We start from the raw sequence: 17,773 nt of genomic DNA, 5'->3' as shown, positions 1-17,773 counted from the left end.
ATGAACATTCGTGATTTAAAATTGTACCTACATTTATGCGAAACCTGTCACTTTGGTATCACCGCACATGCCATGCATGTTAGTCCTTCAACCTTATCAAGACAGATCCAACGGCTTGAAGAACATTTTGGTCATCCGCTATTTATTCGCGATAACAGGCAAGTACAAATCACTCAAGTCGGCGAAAAAGTCAAACGCTTTGCTCAGCAAGTAATAAACATGCACCAACAGCTAAAATATGATTTAGATCAATCCAACCAACAGCTTGTCGGCGAACTTACGCTTTTTTGTTCGGTCACGGCCGCATATAGCCACTTGCCCGAAATACTCGATCGATTTAGAAGCCACTATCCACTTGTTGAAATCAAGCTTTCAACCGGTGATGCCGCCGACGCAGTTGAAAAGATACAAGCCAATGCAGCCGATTTAGCCATTGCTGGCAAACCTAAACAACTCCCAACTGGCATTGAGTTTTTAAAATTTGGTGAAATTGAAATGGTCTTGCTGATCCCCAAACTTAACAGCACATTTAGCGACAAATTACATCAAAAACAACCCGATTGGCATAATATTCCGTTTATACTGCCAGAACACGGGCCAAGTCGCCACCGTATCGATTTATGGTTTAAGCAAAAAAAAATCACCAATCCCAAAATTTATGCAACAGTTGCGGGGCACGAAGCCATTGTATCAATGGTTGCTTTAGGATGTGGCGTCGCTTTATTGCCAAAAGTTGTAATGGATAACAGCCCAGAGCGAGTAAGAGAACGCATAACCGAATGGTCTACCAACTTAATGGAACCGTTTGATGTAGGTATTTGCGTACAAAAGAGACGGTTATCTGAAAAAATCATCGCTGCCTTTTGGGCAATTTGCAATTTAAATCTACCTAATAACGAATAACAAAAATATAGTGTATAATCGCGCATTAAAAACTAAAACCATCATAATGGACGTATTAAATTACTGAGAAACGACTCATTTTTTGCAAGATATAACAATTAAATCTGATAAATATGATTGTAATGGAATTCCAAATGAAACAGATAAAAATGTTAGCCTCATTGATACTTCTTGCTGGTGTTACCCTACCATCAGTAACACAGGCCAACACGACAGAATCAATCGAACCAGTTAAAAAGACAAAAGCGACCACATCTGGGACAAACACAGATACCAGCATAAAAACCGACAACAAAACAGTTGCAGCTACAGCTACAACCAATACCAAGATTGACACTAACAGTGATACCCCAGTCCAAATTGACAACACAATCCATAAACCTAAGTGGTTAGTTCGCAGTACATTGGCTTATTATGATGGCGATAGCAACGATCTTGTTACCGCTGGACTGGGCTTTACGCCGTTATCAACCACCATTATTACTCCTGAAGTCGAAGTTCCGAGCAAACCACACTTTCAAGAACGACGACAAGCCAAATTAAATCGTTATATTGACACCAAAATTGGCGAGGGAACACTATTCGGTTTTAGAAAGCAAGAATTAACTCCTTTGTTTGACGGCAAAATTGCAGGTACTGAAATATTAGCGGTACAAAGGCAAGACGGCGTGGGCATGCTGCTACAAATTCCGATTGATTTTGACAAAAACAAACCTTGCATTGTTGCCGTTCCTGCCATTGATTCAGACGGAGTACTCAATGCCAAAGATGTACAAATTCGTGGATTATGGGGACTTAGGCACAACTGCGCAGTGGTCTATAACGACAAAGGATTAGGCAATGGCATTTATGATATCAAACGCAAGCTTGGTTTTACTGTATGGGGCGAAGTGGATAGCGGTAATATCTTATTTCATCCTTCGATAAAGAATAAAGAAAAATATATTCAAAAATATCCCCATCGCTATGCCATAAAACAACTGCACTCAAAAATCAATGCCGAAGCACGCTGGGGCGAACATGTTCTAAAATCTCTTGAGTTTGCCTTTTATGAACTTAATAGTATGTTTTCGCCCAATAAACAGGTTATATTTAATAAAGACAATACCCTTGTTTTAGTCTATGGAGCGAGTGATGGTGGCGGTGCAGCATTAAAAGCAGGCGAATTGGATGACCAAAATATGATAGACGGCATTGTAGCAGTTAATCCACAAATTCAGCCGAATATTGATAAATCCCGAGTTACCCTCAAAATAGGTAACAGCAACAAACAAAAACTAGAAACAAAATCCATTGCCAATTACAGTGCTTATGGCGCACTATATATACCGTGTGCAATTCCCGCAATAAAACCTTATAAAGACAATGCTTACGTGCCTTATGCCAGTTATTTTCTTTACTCACAACAACGCTGTAATGCCCTAAAAAAGGCAAAACTACTCACGACAGGTACGCCCGAAGAAGCCCTAGAAAAACTACACCAAAATGGTTGGACACCCGATATGGACATCCAACTACCCTATTTTTACTACACGGAATCCATTGGTCTACCTTACCAATATATTAGTGCTTATGGCAAATACGATGTCACCGAAAACATGTGTGATTTTTCGGTCGCTAGTACTCAGCAAAATCCAATATATTACAGTGGAAAAGTCGCGCCATTAGAAGAAATTTCGTTTGAACAAATATGGGGCATGGCAAACGGACATTTGCCGCTTTGGAATAGCCGAGATGCAACGGTTTTGGATCTGGTTGAAAACGAAGATCTCAACACGCCAAGACGTGAATTTTATTCTAGTTCGCAAACCAAAAATATGGTTGATTATGGCACTAAAGGCGCAATTTGTGTTTATAAAAAATCACAAGATCCGCGCGTTAAGCAAGGCATAAAACAAGTTATGGCATCGGGCAACTTAAATGGTATAAAAACTTTTATTGTACATGGACGCAATAATGTTAAACAGTTACCCAACTATACATCGCGTGCTTATGTTGCTTTAAATAGTTTAGTTGAAGGAAAACAATCGCAACTACGATACATTGAAGTTGAAAATGCTAGTTACTTAGACGGCAGACCACCATTTGACAACACTTTACTACCAATTGATTATTATGGCGAAGATGCCATTGAATGGTTATGGGCCAATTTAACCACCAACGCCACACTACCGGTAAGTCAAGTAGTGCGAGCCAAAGCGCGCGGTGGCAAAAGTGGTTATGCTCCACAAGTAACCAGTAAAAATTTAAAATCGATAACGCAAACGCCGAATCGCAATGATGTCATCCAAACAAACGATGGCAAACTGATATTACCAAATTGACAGTAAATATCCCAAAACCGCTATCGGTTTAAGTGGCTATATAACAGCTTAAACCGATAGCAGAAAAATCCATCTTAGTTCATGCTTTCTTTCACCGCTAAACAAATTTTGGGATATAACACAAAAAACAGCGAGGCTAATTGTGTATAATGTTGTTTAATATCAACAATAGTTTCGCTTAACAAATACAACTTTGGCCGTCTATTGGCCATGCGACTTAGCACATCACCGACAAAATCGATAGAAGCATAATTTTCCAGCCATGCACCTTGCCACATCGCGTTCATAAAATGTTGATAATCGGTCGGATAAGCATCAATATAAGGCTGGATATGCGCTTTTGTTATTTGATTAAATTGAGCCACACTTGGCGACACCCCATAATTAGCCCAATGCTTTGACAAAAAGTGATCCCACACAATATCTAACGTAATGGGAGCAACGCGCTGATGCGATTTTCGAAATAGCAATTTGGCCTGTTTAACTTCAAATAGGCTATCAGTTAAACTATCAATTTTGCGATGCAACATAATGCCATCAGCAATAGTGGGATCATAAGTTAAATAAGGATCACCTTTAACAAAATCCGCCACAGTATTACCAATTAACGAACTACGCGCCAACGTAGCCAAATGTAAATGAGCCAAAATATTCATAAAATAGCAACACTCATTATTCACGATGCTTAAATTCGCCTTCGGCAAAACCTTCTCGCCAATAGCTAGTAATATGAAAAGCATCTGGCTGCAAATGTGTAAACTTATCCTTAACGGCATGACGAACAGCTTGTGCCAACGAACGTTCCATTCCGCCCCAAAATAATAACTTATCTTGCCCTGATAAATCGGCACTGATCACCGCATCAATTAACTGATGAGGTTTATCCGAATTTTGCACCAACCAGTTAACTTCAACACTTTTATTAACTGGTAATGACACCATATCACTTTTATGATTAACCTGCATAAAAGCAAAAACCTTTTGTTTTTTAGGCAGATGCTCAAGTGTATAACAAATAGCAGGCACTGCTGAAATATCGCCCATCAACACCAAACAATCATCAGTAAATTTCAACTTACCGGCAGCGCCAATCAAACCAATTTGATCGCCAACCTTAGCTTTTTGCGACCAAACCGAAGCTAAACCAGTGTCATGAATGGCAAAATCAACAAAAAATTGATTGGCAACATGATCAAACTCGCGCACGCTATAGCTACGAACAAGCTGACGCAACTTATCGTCAACAAGGATTTTATTATTTTCATCAAGTTGTGGAAACGCAATTAAGCCAGTTAAAGGATCTGGGAACAACAATTTTAAATACGGACAAATCCATAATGGATCAATATTAACTGGTTTATTGCAACCAAACTCAATGCGAATAAAGCTCGGTGAGATTTTTTCAACATTCAATACTGTTAATAACGCATTAACAATGACTTTTTTGTTTATTTTGATTTTTTGTTTTTTTTCATCCATCATGTCCACCCTTATTTTTATTGTTAATTAAAATCATCATACAACAAAAAATGTTAGAGTTATGCTATTTTTACAATTGAAAAAATAGATACACTTGTTCGACCTAATAGTGGAAGAACAAGCTCAGGCAAAAAACTAATTGTCAAATAAATTTAAAACGTTAACTTACCAAAAGCACCACACCAATCTTGATTAAACTTAGTAATTGCTGCATCCACAGCTGGATCAGAAATAAACTGTTCTGCCACATCTACCGGCAACGTAATAGACTTGCAATCTGCAAGCATACAATCTAACGCTTGCCTTGGTGTTCTAAAACTAGCGGCTAATACCATTGCCTGTGGACAATGCAAATCTAACAATTTTTGCAACTCAAGTACGGTATCTTTGCTATTTCCACCTTGAGCATCGATGCGGTTGACATAAGGTGCAATATATTTAGCTCCTGCTAATGCTGCCAAAAAGCCTTGTCCTGCACCATAAACAGCCGTGCCTAACGTAGGAATACCTTGCTGGGCTAGTGCTTTTATTGCAATCAAGCCTTGCGCATTAACAGGGATTTTAGTCACAATTGACGGCACCTCCTTTCTAAGTTGATGAGCTTCTTTTATCATTTCGTCGGCATTACTTGAAAGCACTTGGGCAAACAGCAATTTATCTGAACCTAACACCTCTTGTAATTCATCTAATAACGAAAAAATTGGCTTGCCCGATTTTGCTACAATGCTTGGATTAGTGGTAACCCCACTAATAGGTAACACTTTAGCTAAACGTTTGATATCGGCAATATCGGCGGTATCTAAATATAATTCCATGGTTAACTCCTAATTCAGAATGAACAATCACTTGTTAACATATAACAACATTTGCATAACAAACATCGTAGAAAAAAATAACTCTACCGCCTAGAAGACGAATTTGCCATTTACTGGATTTTTATACGCTATATAAAAAAATGAGACTTAGATCACACAATTAAAACTTTAAAATAACTTATTAAATAAAAAAGATTTATAACAATTTCCATCTTTTTTTAACTGTATATAATCTAAATAAAACTACACCACTTAATTTATCCTTATGACAAAATCCATCAACAACGCATTAACCAAGTTTGTAATTCGTCAGCAAACAATCAATCGTATCTATTTTGTAAATAACAGCAATTGCGCTCCTTTGCATACCCACCCCATCGACTTTCCACAAATTGAAATCATATTAGAAGGAACGCAACAAATGCAATGGGCGGATAACAATGGAAAAATTATTGAAAAAATATTATCGACTAATGATCTTTTATATATTTCCGCTCACAGCTGGCACAAGCCCCTTTGGCACACACCATCGACCTTATTAAGTATCTTATTTGATAAACAACAAATCGGTATAAGCTTATTGCATTGGGATGGATTGCAGTTAATTCCACAAGATCAAGTCAATACGCCAAGACGAGGGCCTCGGATTGGCACATTTATCATTCAAGCACTGAGCGAACTCATTTGGCACAACCCACTATGCAAACACAATCAAACCGCCCACTACCTTATTCACAGTTTACTGAGCAATACGTTAGATTTGCTCAATACCGACATCAAAACTTCATCCAAAACAACCAGCCTATATGAAGCTATTCGCCAATATATCGATATACACTTTCGTGAAGATATAACGCGTGACTTTTTGGCAAATATGTTTTATATCTCACCCAATTATTTATCACATCTATTTCAAAGTGAGGGAAAAATAGGGTTAAATGAATACCTAAATCATATTCGCTTAGAATATGCAAAATCGCTATTAAAGGATTATGATCTAAATATAAAAGAAATTGCCCTTGCATCAGGTTTTAAAGATAGTAATTATTTTTGTCGGATTTTCAAAAAAAAGACAGAGCGAACACCAACCGAATATCGTCGACAATATCATAGTAAGTTAATGTGCAAATAGTTTTTTCACAGTTAACGTTCAAACGCTTTTGTTTTTCACAATGAGCTATAGAAAAAGTTAAACCATTGGAAGCTCAAGAATTTATTATTAATGATTTTGGTCAGGCTAATTATCAATTTCCAATAAACGGTAAGCAATCAGCATTTGCAAAATTAGTTGATAACAACGGCAATGAAAAGACTATTTGGTCGAAACAGATTAATCGATTTTTAAATGAAAATAAAGCAGAAAAAGGAGATAAGATTATAATACAAGGTGATAAGTTTATAATGAATAAGAAGCAAATTAAGTCTATAAACTTATCACAAATAGAAATTTAAAAACCACATGAGTGGCTTCTAAAACTTGATTAATTCCAACTTGCATTACCAACTCTATTTTTTGAAACTATCGCTTTGTGAGAGTTTTGACAATTTAAGCTATCACCATCAATTTCACCGTTCTCACATTTTTTACGGTATTCATCTAGTAGTTCTTTATTATTTTTGAAGTCTTCTACAGTATAGGTCTTCTCATTACATCCGAATAAAAACATGGCAGTAATCATTACTAGTATTTTTTTCATATAAATTCCTTATAATTGTGGGTTAATATTAAATTAAGATCTATTGTGTTTCGTTAAGAAATCATTTACAGCCAACCGCAGTAAATCAGAAATTGTCTTCAAAGGCAACTTTGCTCGTTTATTTTTTATTTCAATATCGTCTAATTCTTCATATTAGCTTTCATCAATTTCAAACGAAATTTTTCTCATGACTTTAGATTTAGATTCTTTTTTACCGCTAGAATATAGACGATCTGCTAATTCATCAGCCAGTTTATTTGCTTAGTTGTTTATAGTAATTTGATAAGGCATTGTAATGAATATAAATAAAAAAACAAAATTAACACTTTATCAAAGACAAGAGATTTGTCACATAAATCATAAAGAAAAAATAACTGTCACTGAATTGGCTAAACGCTTTATGATTAGTCGTCCGACTATTTATAACGTACTAAAGAAAACCCGATTGAAGCTGTCTGTGCATCTAACCAGTATAGTTAAACGTTATAAAACAATTAGTTATAAATCTAAACATCTGGTTAAAGTTAAAAAGTCCATTGAAGATAAATTAAGACAACAAGCTAACTAAACACTATAACAAAACCTATCCGGGCGAAATAATCACTGAATAGCATAACCAATGTTTCTGAACCGCCTATGCGGCGGTAAACACCATGAGTTATCTTATATGTCTGTAGCGTTTTTTCTAAACCGCCTATGCGGCGGTAAACTTTATTACGATATATCTAACGAAGATTATCACTTTCTAAACCGCCTATGCGGCGGTAAACCGACTAAACCAGCAAGTGCGGCTGCACCATCTTTTCTAAACCGCCTATGCGGCGGTAAACTAGAAACCGATATACTATAAACCTTGTTTAGCAAAAGGCAAATAGGATTTCTGTTTTCAAAAACCCTTTTTTGTATCGCTTTCCTAATATATTGTTTTTATTTACTTTAATTTATTAACAAAAAAAGGGTTGGCAGCGTTTTGGTTATTTTTATGATGGGTTAATTTTACTATTAAAAATTATTCAGGTAGAGTATTGATTTTATTAAATTTTAGTTTTGTATATTTTTAAAGCAAAACATACAAAACCCAAAAAATAAAAAATCAATCTAACTTAGGATGCTGATCCACTAAATTCTGTCGCTGAGCCTGCAGGGTTTCGATCTTCTGTTCAATATCTTCGACTTTGTGCTCAATTGTGTCAAAGTGATCTGATAAGATTTCTTTGGCTTCTGAACGATCTGATGCCGCTGGCGTTGCGCCACGCAATGGTTGATTTGCGGTTTCTCTCATCTTTATGCCAGTAACTAAACCAATTAATGCCACGACCATTAAATAATATGCTGGCATATATAGATTATGACTTTCTTCAACCAGCCAAGCGATAACGGTAGGTGTCGCACCGGCAACTAATACCGAAATATTAAAAGATATCGCCAATGCACTATAACGAATACTGGTTGGAAAGATAGCCGGTAAAATGGAAGCCATAACGCCAGTAAAACAGTTAAGTAATACAGCTAAAATCAATAATCCTAAGAAAATAAGACCAATAATGTCACTATTGATCATAATGAAAGAGGGATAAGAAAGAATTAATAAACCTAAGCTACCGCCAATAATAAATGGTCGGCGACCAATTTTATCGCTAATAAAACCGATCAATGGTTGCACAAATAGCATGCCTATCATAATGGCAATAATAATTAGCACTCCATGTTCCGTATGATAATTTAGGTTGTGAGATAAATAGCTAGGCATATAAGTAAGTAACATGTAATAAGTCACATTAGTAACAATAACAAGCCCCACACAGACCAGTAGGCTTTGCCAATATTTGGTTATGATCTCTTTAAATGTCATTTTAGGTTGATTGGTAATATGATCACGATCATTTTGATCCAATAAATCGGTATGCTGCTGAAATGCTGGTGTTTCATCTAATGCATGACGTAAATACAGCCCAATTAATCCAAGTGGCAAAGCAAATAAGAATGGAATTCGCCAGCCCCAATCATGAAATGCATTTTTTCCAAGAATGCTTGATAATAATACCACTAAGCCAGCACCAACTAAAAACCCAGCAATAGAACCAAAATCTAACCAACTACCCATAAAACCGCGTTTGCGATCTGGCGAGTATTCGGCAACAAATATGGCTGCGCCAGAATATTCGCCGCCAATTGAAAAACCTTGCGCAAATTTAGCTAGCAGTAATAATATAGGGGCAGCAATGCCAATTGATGCATAAGATGGAATTAAGCCGATACAAAAAGTGCTTAATGACATTATGATAATGGTAATTGATAATACTTTTTGTCGTCCAAATTTATCGCCAAGAATACCAAAAACCAATCCCCCTAACGGCCGAACTAAAAACGGAACCGAAAATGTGGCAAGCGCTGCCACCATTTGAACACTTGGCGAGGCATCAGGGAAAAAGACTTGCCCTAATACATAAGCTAAAAAGCCATACACACCAAAATCAAACCATTCCATTGCATTACCTAATGCTGCTGCAGTAATGGCTTTTTTTAACTTGCTATCATCAATTATTAGAATATCGTTGATGTTTAATGGTTTGTTTTTGGACTTTCTTGTTTTTTTCATAAAATACCGCCTGTTTACCTAAAAATAATAAAAAAGGAATGATGCAACAAGGTAAACGGTTACCTTTTAATACATAAAAAAACAATACTTTTTGGACTACACATCAAAATGTGTTTATCAGCTAATTAAAATTGAAGCAAAAGACAGCAAAGATAAAAAAAGAGGATAATAAAAAAGCAAAAACTAATGTTTTATTGTCTATTTTGTTTTTTACCAAATCACAACAAAACAATTCCTTTTCGTGTATATTGAATACCAATTATAGCAAAATAACCCTATTTTGTAAAATGCAGCAAATAAACTGCTAATCATGTAGCTGTATAAACATAATTAGCAGTTTATTTTTTTGAACAAAAATAGATCCCAATCACAATGAATACTATCGAAACAAGATGAAAATAGGCAACTGGTGTATGTAAAAACACAATACTGAAAATGCCGGCTGATAAAGGGATGATGTGGGTATAAATTTGCCCTCTTGTTGCGCCAATTTCAACTATGCCTTTATTCCAAAATAGATAAGATAGCCAAGATGCAAAAATAGCAATATAAAGTAAACCCAGCAAAAAGTCAGGGGTAGTATAATGTGCTAGGTTAGAAACTGGATAACAATAAAAATAGACTGAAGCAATAGGCAATAACATTGCTGAACCTAACACTGCACTGATAGTTACAAAAGCATTACCCGATATCGATTTATCTTTTAACCGCAAAAATGCGCTATAACAAGCCCAGCTTAGTGCAGATGCCATTGCCCACAGGTCGCCTTTATTGATATTATTAAGTTCAGTTAAATTGGTTAGGTTTCCTTGTAAAATTAAATAAATCACACCGATAGTACTAAATAAAACCCCTAAAATATTATTTTTTGAAATCGTATCATTAAATAATAATTTATTCATAACCAATACCATGCATGGTGTTGCCGAAAGGTAAATTGAGGCATTAAGCGATGAGGTATATTGCAATCCAATATAAAGTGTTAGCGGGAACAAAATTTGCCCAAAAATAGCGAGCAAACATATTGGCCAAATCGATTTTTTAATTTTAGGCAGATCACTGCGGAGTTGTTGATGGTATAAACACAATAATAACAGTGCAGTAAGAACCCATCGACCTTCGGATATTATCATAGGATCGGCTTGTGTAACTAAAACGCGCCCAACAACATAATTTCCGCCCCAAAAGCAAGCCGCTAATGTAAGTAACAAATATGGCATAATAATACCCTAACATTAAAATGAAGATATAATGATTGTTGAGCGTATTATATACCTAAAAATAGTCAGAAAATAACGGATTCGAAAAACAAACATGCCACCTAATTTAGGTTCACTGATTTCGGCTAATTTATGTAAATTTAGATAAGAATATCAACTTAATCTAGAATCCTTATTTGTTATCCTTTAAAATAATTAAACCCAAACTGATAAGGTAATCCCTATGCGCTGGAGAGACCAAAGAGAGAGTGATAACATCGAAGATCGCCGCTCACAATCAGGAAGTGAAATGGGAACAAAAATCCCCATTGGTGGTAAAGGCAAAGTTGTTTTATTTATTGTCGTGTTAGTAGCGGGCTATTATGGCGTTGATTTGACCGGCTTGTTAAATTCAAATCTAATTGATACTAGCAGTACTGAGCAAAGTACCAATCAATATTCAATTGATGATGAAGATGCAGCTAAATTTACATCAATCATTTTAGCCAGTACTGAGGATTATTGGCATCAAGAATTTCAACGTTTAGGCAAAACCTATGTTCCCCCAAAATTAGTACTTTATAAAGGCACAACAAGAACATCGTGCGGCACTGGGCAAACCTTTATGGGGCCGTTTTATTGCAGTATTGATAAAACCGTTTATCTTGATATGTCGTTTTATCAAGAGATGAAACAGCGACTTGGCGGTGGTGGTGATTTTGCTCAGGGCTATGTGATTGCGCATGAAATTGGTCATCATGTACAAAATTTGCTGGGTACATTTAGCCAAGTTGAGCATTTAAAGCAGGATCAATCAACAATAACAAATAATCAATTATCCGTTAAGTTAGAACTGCAAGCTGATTGTTTTGCTGGTATGTGGGGCAATGCAATGCAGCAACAAAATCGACTCGATACAGGTGACATTGAACAAGCCTTAAACACAGCAAAAGCTATTGGCGATGATCGCTTGCAACAACAAAGCGAAGGATATGTGGTGCCCGATAGTTTTACGCACGGCACATCTAAACAACGTTATAGTTGGTTTAAACGAGGATTTGATAGCGGTGCAATTAATGAATGCAATACATTTGCCCAATAAGGAAAGAATATGCTAAATAAGTTAGTTAACCGCGTTTTATTAGTGAATGATGACGGATTTGATGCACCGGGCATTAAGTTATTGCAAGAAATCGCAAAGCAAATAGCCCACGAGGTTTGGCTTGTTGCGCCAGCGATAGATCAAAGTGGTGTATCGTGTTCAGTAAGCCTAAAATCGCCATTTAGAGTTACTCAGCATGGTAAACACGAATTTGCCGTTTATGGTACACCTGCCGATTGTGCGTTATTTGCGATTAAATATTTGATGGCGGATCATTTACCTGATCTTGTGCTATCGGGAATTAATAATGGTTCGAATGTAGGCTTTGAAACAATCTTATCTGGCACGGTTGGTGCGGCAATGATGGCAATGACGTTGGGCATTCCTGCGATTGCTTTAAGTCAAGTAACCAGTGAAGATAATCAGCCAATTAATTGGGATTGTGCTAAGCACCATGCACAATCAGTTGTCGCTAAATTACTTTCGTTATCGGCTCCGCAAAATATCTGCTTTAATGTCAATTTTCCTGCCTGTGCAGCACATCAAGTTAAAGGTTTGAAAATAACCAAACAAGGCGATAGCGATGTAAGTCGTTTTGTGGTAATGCCAACCCAAGATCCCGAAGGCAATGACTATTTTTGGTTTAGAGCTAAACGCAATTTGCGAGTAATTGATGATAATAAAGAACTTGATGCCGTTAATGCCAACTTTATTACCATTACACCATTGAGTTATGAAAGAACAGATTATGCCTTTTACGAAAAACTATTAAACTCATTTAATCTTTAATTATTTTTTGGCGATTTGTCTTCCTAACTATTAGGAAGACAAATTCGCTATTAATTATCTTTAATCCACTTTATTGTTTGCATCTTTTACCAATGCACAAAAGAATAATGATACTGCGACCATAACTAACGCAATCCAATAGATGATCTCATGCCCATAGGCTTTTGAGACAAATCCTTGTAGCATTCCAGCGATAATTATGCTAAAGACAACACCATTATTAAATAAGGTTGAAGCCACGCCCATTTGAGTTGGCAATAAGTCCTGAAAATAGATAATGCCAATATTGGCCACAATCCCAATAAATAGCGCGTTAAATAGCTGTAATGCTAACAATGCGGTTTTATCGGTGCAAAAAATCATGCCAATATAAAAAATTAAGCCACAGATAATCGCAATAAAAAACAGGTTTCGTTTGCCTAAATAAGGCACTAAATATCCCGCAATAATCATAACGGGAATTTCAATACCTGCAGCAAGCCCCATTAACACCCCTGGTAATGAATCAGATAGATGCAATACAACATCCACATAAATTGGCATATCAATGATATACATCATGTTTGCTGTCCACATAAATACGGTGGATAACAATAAGCAAAGCACATTTCTGTTTTGCCAAATTGGTTGATTTGCCGCTTGTAGCTCTGTTGCGCTATTTAGTTGTGAAGTGGGATTTTTTGCAACTGAAGGTAAAAAAATGGCAACAAACAGCATCGCGACCATAAACATGCTCATGGCGGTTAAATACATAACCGTAAAGCCAAATTTAACGGCTAAACCAAATGAAATTGGCGGACCAAACACCCAAGCTAGCGAAAGTTGAGCACGAATGAGTGAATTAAAGGCCACAACATTACGCCCCGTTTTTACCGCATATTCGCGCGCTAAGGCAAAAATTTGTGGCATAGCAGCAGAAGATAACGCAGCAAACAGCACCCCAAGGGTGATTAACACCAAATAGTGACGTGAAAAGGCAAAGATGACGCTGTTAGCAATACCCATTAAACAGCAGAAAATGACAATATAACGCCTGTCACCTTTTTGGTCAGAATATTTAGCCAATAAAAAGCTACCCACAATGCTCGCTAAAGCATTAATCGAGAAAAAAAGCCCTACTAAACGAGAATCAACGTTGACTTCAAAGGTTAAAAATCGACTTAATGTGGGAGATTGTAAAGCGCCTGCAATACCCACAATAAAAGTGGTAACTAGAAAAGCAAAAAAAATAGTGCCTTGTTTTTGGCGAAACGAAGATACATTAGCCATATCAATAAATAATAGAGGAGAGTTTATGCCAATTATATACTTAAAATCGACATACACGTAACAAAATTTCGAACTAAAATTCGAACTAAAATAAGCTTTCTTCGATTTTTTTGACCATTTATTATGGTTTAAATCGACGCTAATGTGACTTTAAATTTTACAGCTGTAATGATTTGAATTTATTATGATTGATGTTGTAATGATTAATCTGTTTTCCAAAAAATAAGGCAATAAGATTTGCAATATGATAGCTAATTGACAATTAAGCAATAGTGAGGCGCGCAATTTTACCAATAAATAACCCAATTTATTTACCTATCTATTTGATATAAATAAATTAAAATTTTGATAGATATTGAATAATATTCTTTTTGGTCACTTTTTCTAAAATCACTGCATTTTTATCTTGAAAATAGCCGTTATTAGTTATTTCATGATTAGCATCTTGAACAAATCGCACAGGATCATAAAAATTGAAGGTGTAGTGACGGTTATTTATGGTGACGCTAAAATTTAAAATGATACCTTTTGCTTCACTTTCAAATTGCAATAAATCGTCATACCAATCAGGTAGTTGAATCATCATTTATCCTATTTTTGCTATATAAAATCTATACTGAAAATCTAAAAATTTTTGATGCATAATATTATTGATTGTATATTAATAGATTAAATATTTATTAACTGGTTGTCTTTGTTATTTTATTCAAATACTTTGAACTTTGATAATCGATAATCGCCTTTATCGTACACACATCCAAGTAAAACATTCCCTTGGGTTTTTATGGTTATTTCACGCTGATAACAATACTGCTGTTCAAATTGCCACGCTATATTTGCAATATCTAGATATTTTAAGATAAGTTCAAAACTACTATTAGCATTGATAGTAAAATCATTTAAAAATGTAAGGGAACTACGCTCGACATCAACGCCTAATGAGTATATTTTGGCTTCTATTATCATAATCTCTATTGCATGATAAAAATAGCTAAAGCCTTCGTCTTTATTAGATTCATCAAAATAATGTTTTTTACCTAATACTTTGGGGGGTAAAATTGCATATAATGCTTGTTCGGATAACCCTACTTTTAAGCCTAAATAACTACCTGTTTCTAAAAAGTTTTTTATATTCATTGATTTATCCATGACATGGGGAATAGATATAACACAAAAAAACACGCGGTATTATTACCTTAACGTTTTGTTATCACAATGAGTATTTATTGGTTTTTTAGTACTATTTATGTTGAGTACTATTTAACATCATATAAATAAAATCCCTCTTCAGTAAGATAAAAAGCCCGTTTGCAATCTTGCATAAATATGGAAGATATCAAAAACGGCCTGAGATCATCATGATTAATGGCGTACTGAATAAAATCGATCAATTGTGCTTTAAATGCCCTGACTAGTTGCCCCGCAAATATAGCTTTTTTACCCTTATAAACAATTAAGTGATGTGCAATATAATAGCTATCCTTTTCAAGGAGATAAACAAGGTCTGAAAATGACTGAGTAAATAAAGTTAAATTGCCCTTACGCACAACGTCTAACATGTTGAAAAATATATCTTGCTTATCAGCTCCTAATACAAATTCTTTGTTGGCTAAATTTTTAAATACGTAATTATTTTTCATTGATCTATTTATGATGACTTAATATCTGTAAGTAACTGCTTTAGTCGTCTAATTTCATTAATTAATCTTGGTATATCCTGTCGTGCATGAGCAATAAATTCTTGATCGGCAATAGTAGCGCCAATAAGCTCAATGTCTTCGCCTCGATTATTGTTACCGCCTGTCATGATAAAATTACCACCACTAGTATGATTTCTACCCTCAACATAAGACACCCAAGGTCCTTTAGTTGCGTTATTACATCGCATTTGTATCAATTCTAATTCGTCATCAGAGATATTCGTTGTTCGTTGCATTGACACCTCTTTAGCTAAGCACGGTAAAATAATGGGAAAAGTTGATTATCTTGATTGCTAAATGCAGTATATAACCATAAATTGATCATTAAATAAATTTAAAACCAGTAAATCATCTCGATAAACAAACATAATGATTTATATTTCTAGGCAAAATCATCCTATACTTTAATTAAATTTTATTATTAACAAACTTATATCCATTAATCATTTTATTTTTCTGCATAATCCAGTTCAAAAAGTTAATCGGCTATTCTTCTATTATCATTTTAAACCAATCTTAACGCAGTTGTTTGCTCTGATACAAAATTGGGAACTAAATAGTTTTGTTTTAGATTGTTTTAAAATAAGTAACTAGGGTAAATAGTCTTTATCATTTGTTATTTAATCGTCGTTTTAACTTTCTTATTTCAGGCGTTAATGCAAAGCAGTCTTCTATAGACTCATCAGATAACGACCAATAATCAATGAGATCCATATAATCATCATGATTATGAAATAAAAGCGCTAATACTTGGCTAATTTTTGGCGATGACGCGCTAATTCCAGATGATAATAAATCATTGGCCACATCAAGTAATAAAGTCATGAGTATGTGCTTTTGTAACTTTGAATATGTTGAATTAACATAAGCATAGAGGTATTTATCGAGCCATGTTTGCGTTCGATACTGATCGGGCAGTTCATACGCCCAATCTTGAGTGAATTTATCACCGAGTGGTAAATGTAGATCGTTACATAGCTGTTTTAGTTCACACATATTTTATTCTTTCATTATTGATGAAGCTATAATTGATAATATCCCCTGTTGCTTGTTGCGTTACAGCTCTAAAAAATTATCATTTTCTGCATAATAATTTAATGATTGAATAAAGTCATCTATCGTGGCTGACGGCTTTTGATCTAAGACAACATCAACAACATCAGCAAATTGTTGACCTGAATAGAGATAATGTAAATGCTTTTGCCGTACAAGAGGAGGGTAAATTTCTTGTCCATCATCATCGACTTCAGGATAGTCATCAATATAATAGCTTTCTTGATTTTCCAACTCTTTGTCTTCAACGCCATATACACAAAAATCATCATCTCGTTCAAGACTATTTTTCATATAGTTGATTATATCGTTTATTGAATAAAGATTTTCTTTAATAAGCATGTTTCTAATACCCCTATATCATTTTGGAACATTATAATATTGCGAATATAATCTCTACTTTTATAAAAAGGCCGTTTCAGCATAACCTATTTTTATCATTGAGAGATTTTTTAATTTAACTCCGATACCATGTTCACTATCGCCAGACCAGGCAAACATAAAGCCATATTCATCCTTTTCTGGTAATAAGTAAATTTTAATGAGTGAAATTTGCGATAATGCTTTACCGCCATCTTGCTTATAAGCTTGAGTAATATAAGCCGTGATTTCATTATTGATGATGTGATGTAGTTCGACTTGGTGAGATTTAATTGTAACTATCCCCTAAAATAGTACAGCAAAAAAGTAGAAAATTCTCTATGATAAAAGTAAAGGGGATTTAATTATGAAAAAAATGACTGAACATCAGATTGTATCTATTTTAAAAGAAGCTGAAGCCGGTATTCCTGTCAAGGAGCTCTGTCGTAAATATGGCATGGGTAATTCAACTTTCTATAAATGG

General features: G+C 35.2%; 22 protein-coding genes. 9 read left to right on the top strand and 13 right to left on the bottom strand.

Annotated elements, in window-relative coordinates:
- Entirely contained in the window at positions 1-903 is a 903-nt protein-coding gene (gene ilvY / locus ACYIAM_RS09040; protein ID WP_065638941.1) for an HTH-type transcriptional activator IlvY, read from the top strand.
- Between the two features lie 134 nt (positions 904-1,037).
- Positions 1,038-3,227, top strand: coding sequence for a 3-hydroxybutyrate oligomer hydrolase family protein (locus tag ACYIAM_RS09035; RefSeq protein WP_483748023.1), 2,190 nt, complete (start codon positions 1,038-1,040; stop codon positions 3,225-3,227).
- A gap of 74 nt (positions 3,228-3,301) precedes the next feature.
- Here ACYIAM_RS09035 and ACYIAM_RS09030 read toward each other — a convergent pair whose 3' ends face one another.
- The 3 genes from ACYIAM_RS09030 to fsa all read right to left on the bottom strand — a co-directional run bounded on the left by ACYIAM_RS09030 (position 3,302) and on the right by fsa (position 5,521).
- On the bottom strand, positions 3,302-3,883 hold the full coding sequence (locus ACYIAM_RS09030; protein ID WP_483748022.1) for an acyl carrier protein phosphodiesterase: 582 nt from the start codon (positions 3,881-3,883) through the stop codon (positions 3,302-3,304).
- A gap of 16 nt (positions 3,884-3,899) precedes the next feature.
- Positions 3,900-4,709, bottom strand: a complete 810-nt coding sequence (locus ACYIAM_RS09025) for a siderophore-interacting protein (RefSeq protein WP_483748021.1) — start codon at positions 4,707-4,709, stop codon at positions 3,900-3,902.
- Positions 4,710-4,858: 149 nt separating this feature from the next.
- Positions 4,859-5,521, bottom strand: coding sequence for a fructose-6-phosphate aldolase (gene fsa / locus ACYIAM_RS09020; protein ID WP_483748020.1), 663 nt, complete (start codon positions 5,519-5,521; stop codon positions 4,859-4,861).
- A 265-nt stretch (positions 5,522-5,786) separates the two neighbouring features.
- Here fsa and ACYIAM_RS09015 point away from each other — a divergent pair, with 265 nt between their 5' ends.
- Positions 5,787-6,653: a helix-turn-helix transcriptional regulator gene (locus tag ACYIAM_RS09015; protein WP_483748019.1), complete on the top strand. Its 867-nt coding sequence runs from the start codon at positions 5,787-5,789 to the stop codon at positions 6,651-6,653.
- Positions 6,654-6,718: 65 nt separating this feature from the next.
- On the top strand, positions 6,719-6,973 hold the full coding sequence (locus tag ACYIAM_RS09010) for a hypothetical protein (protein WP_483748018.1): 255 nt from the start codon (positions 6,719-6,721) through the stop codon (positions 6,971-6,973).
- Between the two features lie 29 nt (positions 6,974-7,002).
- Here the strand turns inward: ACYIAM_RS09010 and ACYIAM_RS09005 are convergent, their stop codons facing one another.
- Positions 7,003-7,218 carry an EexN family lipoprotein gene (locus ACYIAM_RS09005; RefSeq protein WP_174796009.1) on the bottom strand — a complete coding sequence of 72 codons (216 nt, stop codon included), beginning with the start codon at positions 7,216-7,218 and terminating at the stop codon, positions 7,003-7,005.
- 295 nt (positions 7,219-7,513) lie between these two features.
- On the opposite strand from ACYIAM_RS09005, the gene ACYIAM_RS09000 reads away from it, so the two are divergent.
- Together ACYIAM_RS09000 and ACYIAM_RS08995 are read left to right on the top strand one after the other, a co-directional pair.
- Positions 7,514-7,786 carry an HTH domain-containing protein gene (locus ACYIAM_RS09000; RefSeq protein WP_483748017.1) on the top strand — a complete coding sequence of 91 codons (273 nt, stop codon included), beginning with the start codon at positions 7,514-7,516 and terminating at the stop codon, positions 7,784-7,786.
- Between the two features lie 51 nt (positions 7,787-7,837).
- Positions 7,838-8,068 carry a hypothetical protein gene (locus tag ACYIAM_RS08995; protein WP_483748016.1) on the top strand — a complete coding sequence of 77 codons (231 nt, stop codon included), beginning with the start codon at positions 7,838-7,840 and terminating at the stop codon, positions 8,066-8,068.
- A gap of 243 nt (positions 8,069-8,311) precedes the next feature.
- On the opposite strand, the gene proP is transcribed toward ACYIAM_RS08995, so the two are convergent.
- Complete coding sequence (gene proP / locus ACYIAM_RS08990; RefSeq protein WP_483748015.1) at positions 8,312-9,817, bottom strand: glycine betaine/L-proline transporter ProP; 1,506 nt, start codon at positions 9,815-9,817, stop codon at positions 8,312-8,314.
- Positions 9,818-10,155: 338 nt separating this feature from the next.
- Positions 10,156-11,037 carry a DMT family transporter gene (locus ACYIAM_RS08985; protein ID WP_483748014.1) on the bottom strand — a complete coding sequence of 294 codons (882 nt, stop codon included), beginning with the start codon at positions 11,035-11,037 and terminating at the stop codon, positions 10,156-10,158.
- A 223-nt stretch (positions 11,038-11,260) separates the two neighbouring features.
- Between ACYIAM_RS08985 and ypfJ the strand changes: the two genes are divergently transcribed.
- Both ypfJ and surE read left to right on the top strand, forming a co-directional pair.
- The gene (gene ypfJ, locus ACYIAM_RS08980; RefSeq protein ID WP_174796005.1) at positions 11,261-12,118 is read left to right on the top strand and encodes a KPN_02809 family neutral zinc metallopeptidase; all 858 of its coding nucleotides are present in this window, start codon (positions 11,261-11,263) and stop codon (positions 12,116-12,118) included.
- Positions 12,119-12,127: 9 nt separating this feature from the next.
- Positions 12,128-12,907: a 5'/3'-nucleotidase SurE gene (gene surE, locus ACYIAM_RS08975; protein ID WP_483748013.1), complete on the top strand. Its 780-nt coding sequence runs from the start codon at positions 12,128-12,130 to the stop codon at positions 12,905-12,907.
- Positions 12,908-12,967: 60 nt separating this feature from the next.
- Here the strand turns inward: surE and ACYIAM_RS08970 are convergent, their stop codons facing one another.
- The 7 genes from ACYIAM_RS08970 to ACYIAM_RS08940 all read right to left on the bottom strand — a co-directional run bounded on the left by ACYIAM_RS08970 (position 12,968) and on the right by ACYIAM_RS08940 (position 17,271).
- Entirely contained in the window at positions 12,968-14,176 is a 1,209-nt protein-coding gene (locus ACYIAM_RS08970) for an MFS transporter (RefSeq protein ID WP_483748012.1), read from the bottom strand.
- A gap of 337 nt (positions 14,177-14,513) precedes the next feature.
- Positions 14,514-14,762, bottom strand: a complete 249-nt coding sequence (locus ACYIAM_RS08965; RefSeq protein ID WP_174796002.1) for a hypothetical protein — start codon at positions 14,760-14,762, stop codon at positions 14,514-14,516.
- Positions 14,763-14,878: 116 nt separating this feature from the next.
- Positions 14,879-15,313: a hypothetical protein gene (locus ACYIAM_RS08960; RefSeq protein WP_174796001.1), complete on the bottom strand. Its 435-nt coding sequence runs from the start codon at positions 15,311-15,313 to the stop codon at positions 14,879-14,881.
- Between the two features lie 119 nt (positions 15,314-15,432).
- Positions 15,433-15,816, bottom strand: a complete 384-nt coding sequence (locus ACYIAM_RS08955; protein WP_483748011.1) for a hypothetical protein — start codon at positions 15,814-15,816, stop codon at positions 15,433-15,435.
- A gap of 8 nt (positions 15,817-15,824) precedes the next feature.
- Entirely contained in the window at positions 15,825-16,112 is a 288-nt protein-coding gene (locus ACYIAM_RS08950) for a hypothetical protein (protein WP_483748010.1), read from the bottom strand.
- Between the two features lie 373 nt (positions 16,113-16,485).
- Positions 16,486-16,872, bottom strand: a complete 387-nt coding sequence (locus ACYIAM_RS08945) for a hypothetical protein (RefSeq protein ID WP_483748009.1) — start codon at positions 16,870-16,872, stop codon at positions 16,486-16,488.
- 60 nt (positions 16,873-16,932) lie between these two features.
- Complete coding sequence (locus ACYIAM_RS08940; RefSeq protein WP_160431041.1) at positions 16,933-17,271, bottom strand: DUF7716 domain-containing protein; 339 nt, start codon at positions 17,269-17,271, stop codon at positions 16,933-16,935.
- Between the two features lie 385 nt (positions 17,272-17,656).
- Here ACYIAM_RS08940 and ACYIAM_RS08935 point away from each other — a divergent pair.
- The coding region (locus tag ACYIAM_RS08935; protein ID WP_483747552.1) for a transposase at positions 17,657-17,773 on the top strand (117 nt) is incomplete at its 3' end.

It is taken from the genome of Gilliamella sp. X-60, from assembly GCF_057063585.1.
The sequence above is the reverse complement of the archived record's forward strand: the minus strand, read 5'-3'. Positions and strand labels throughout refer to the sequence as shown.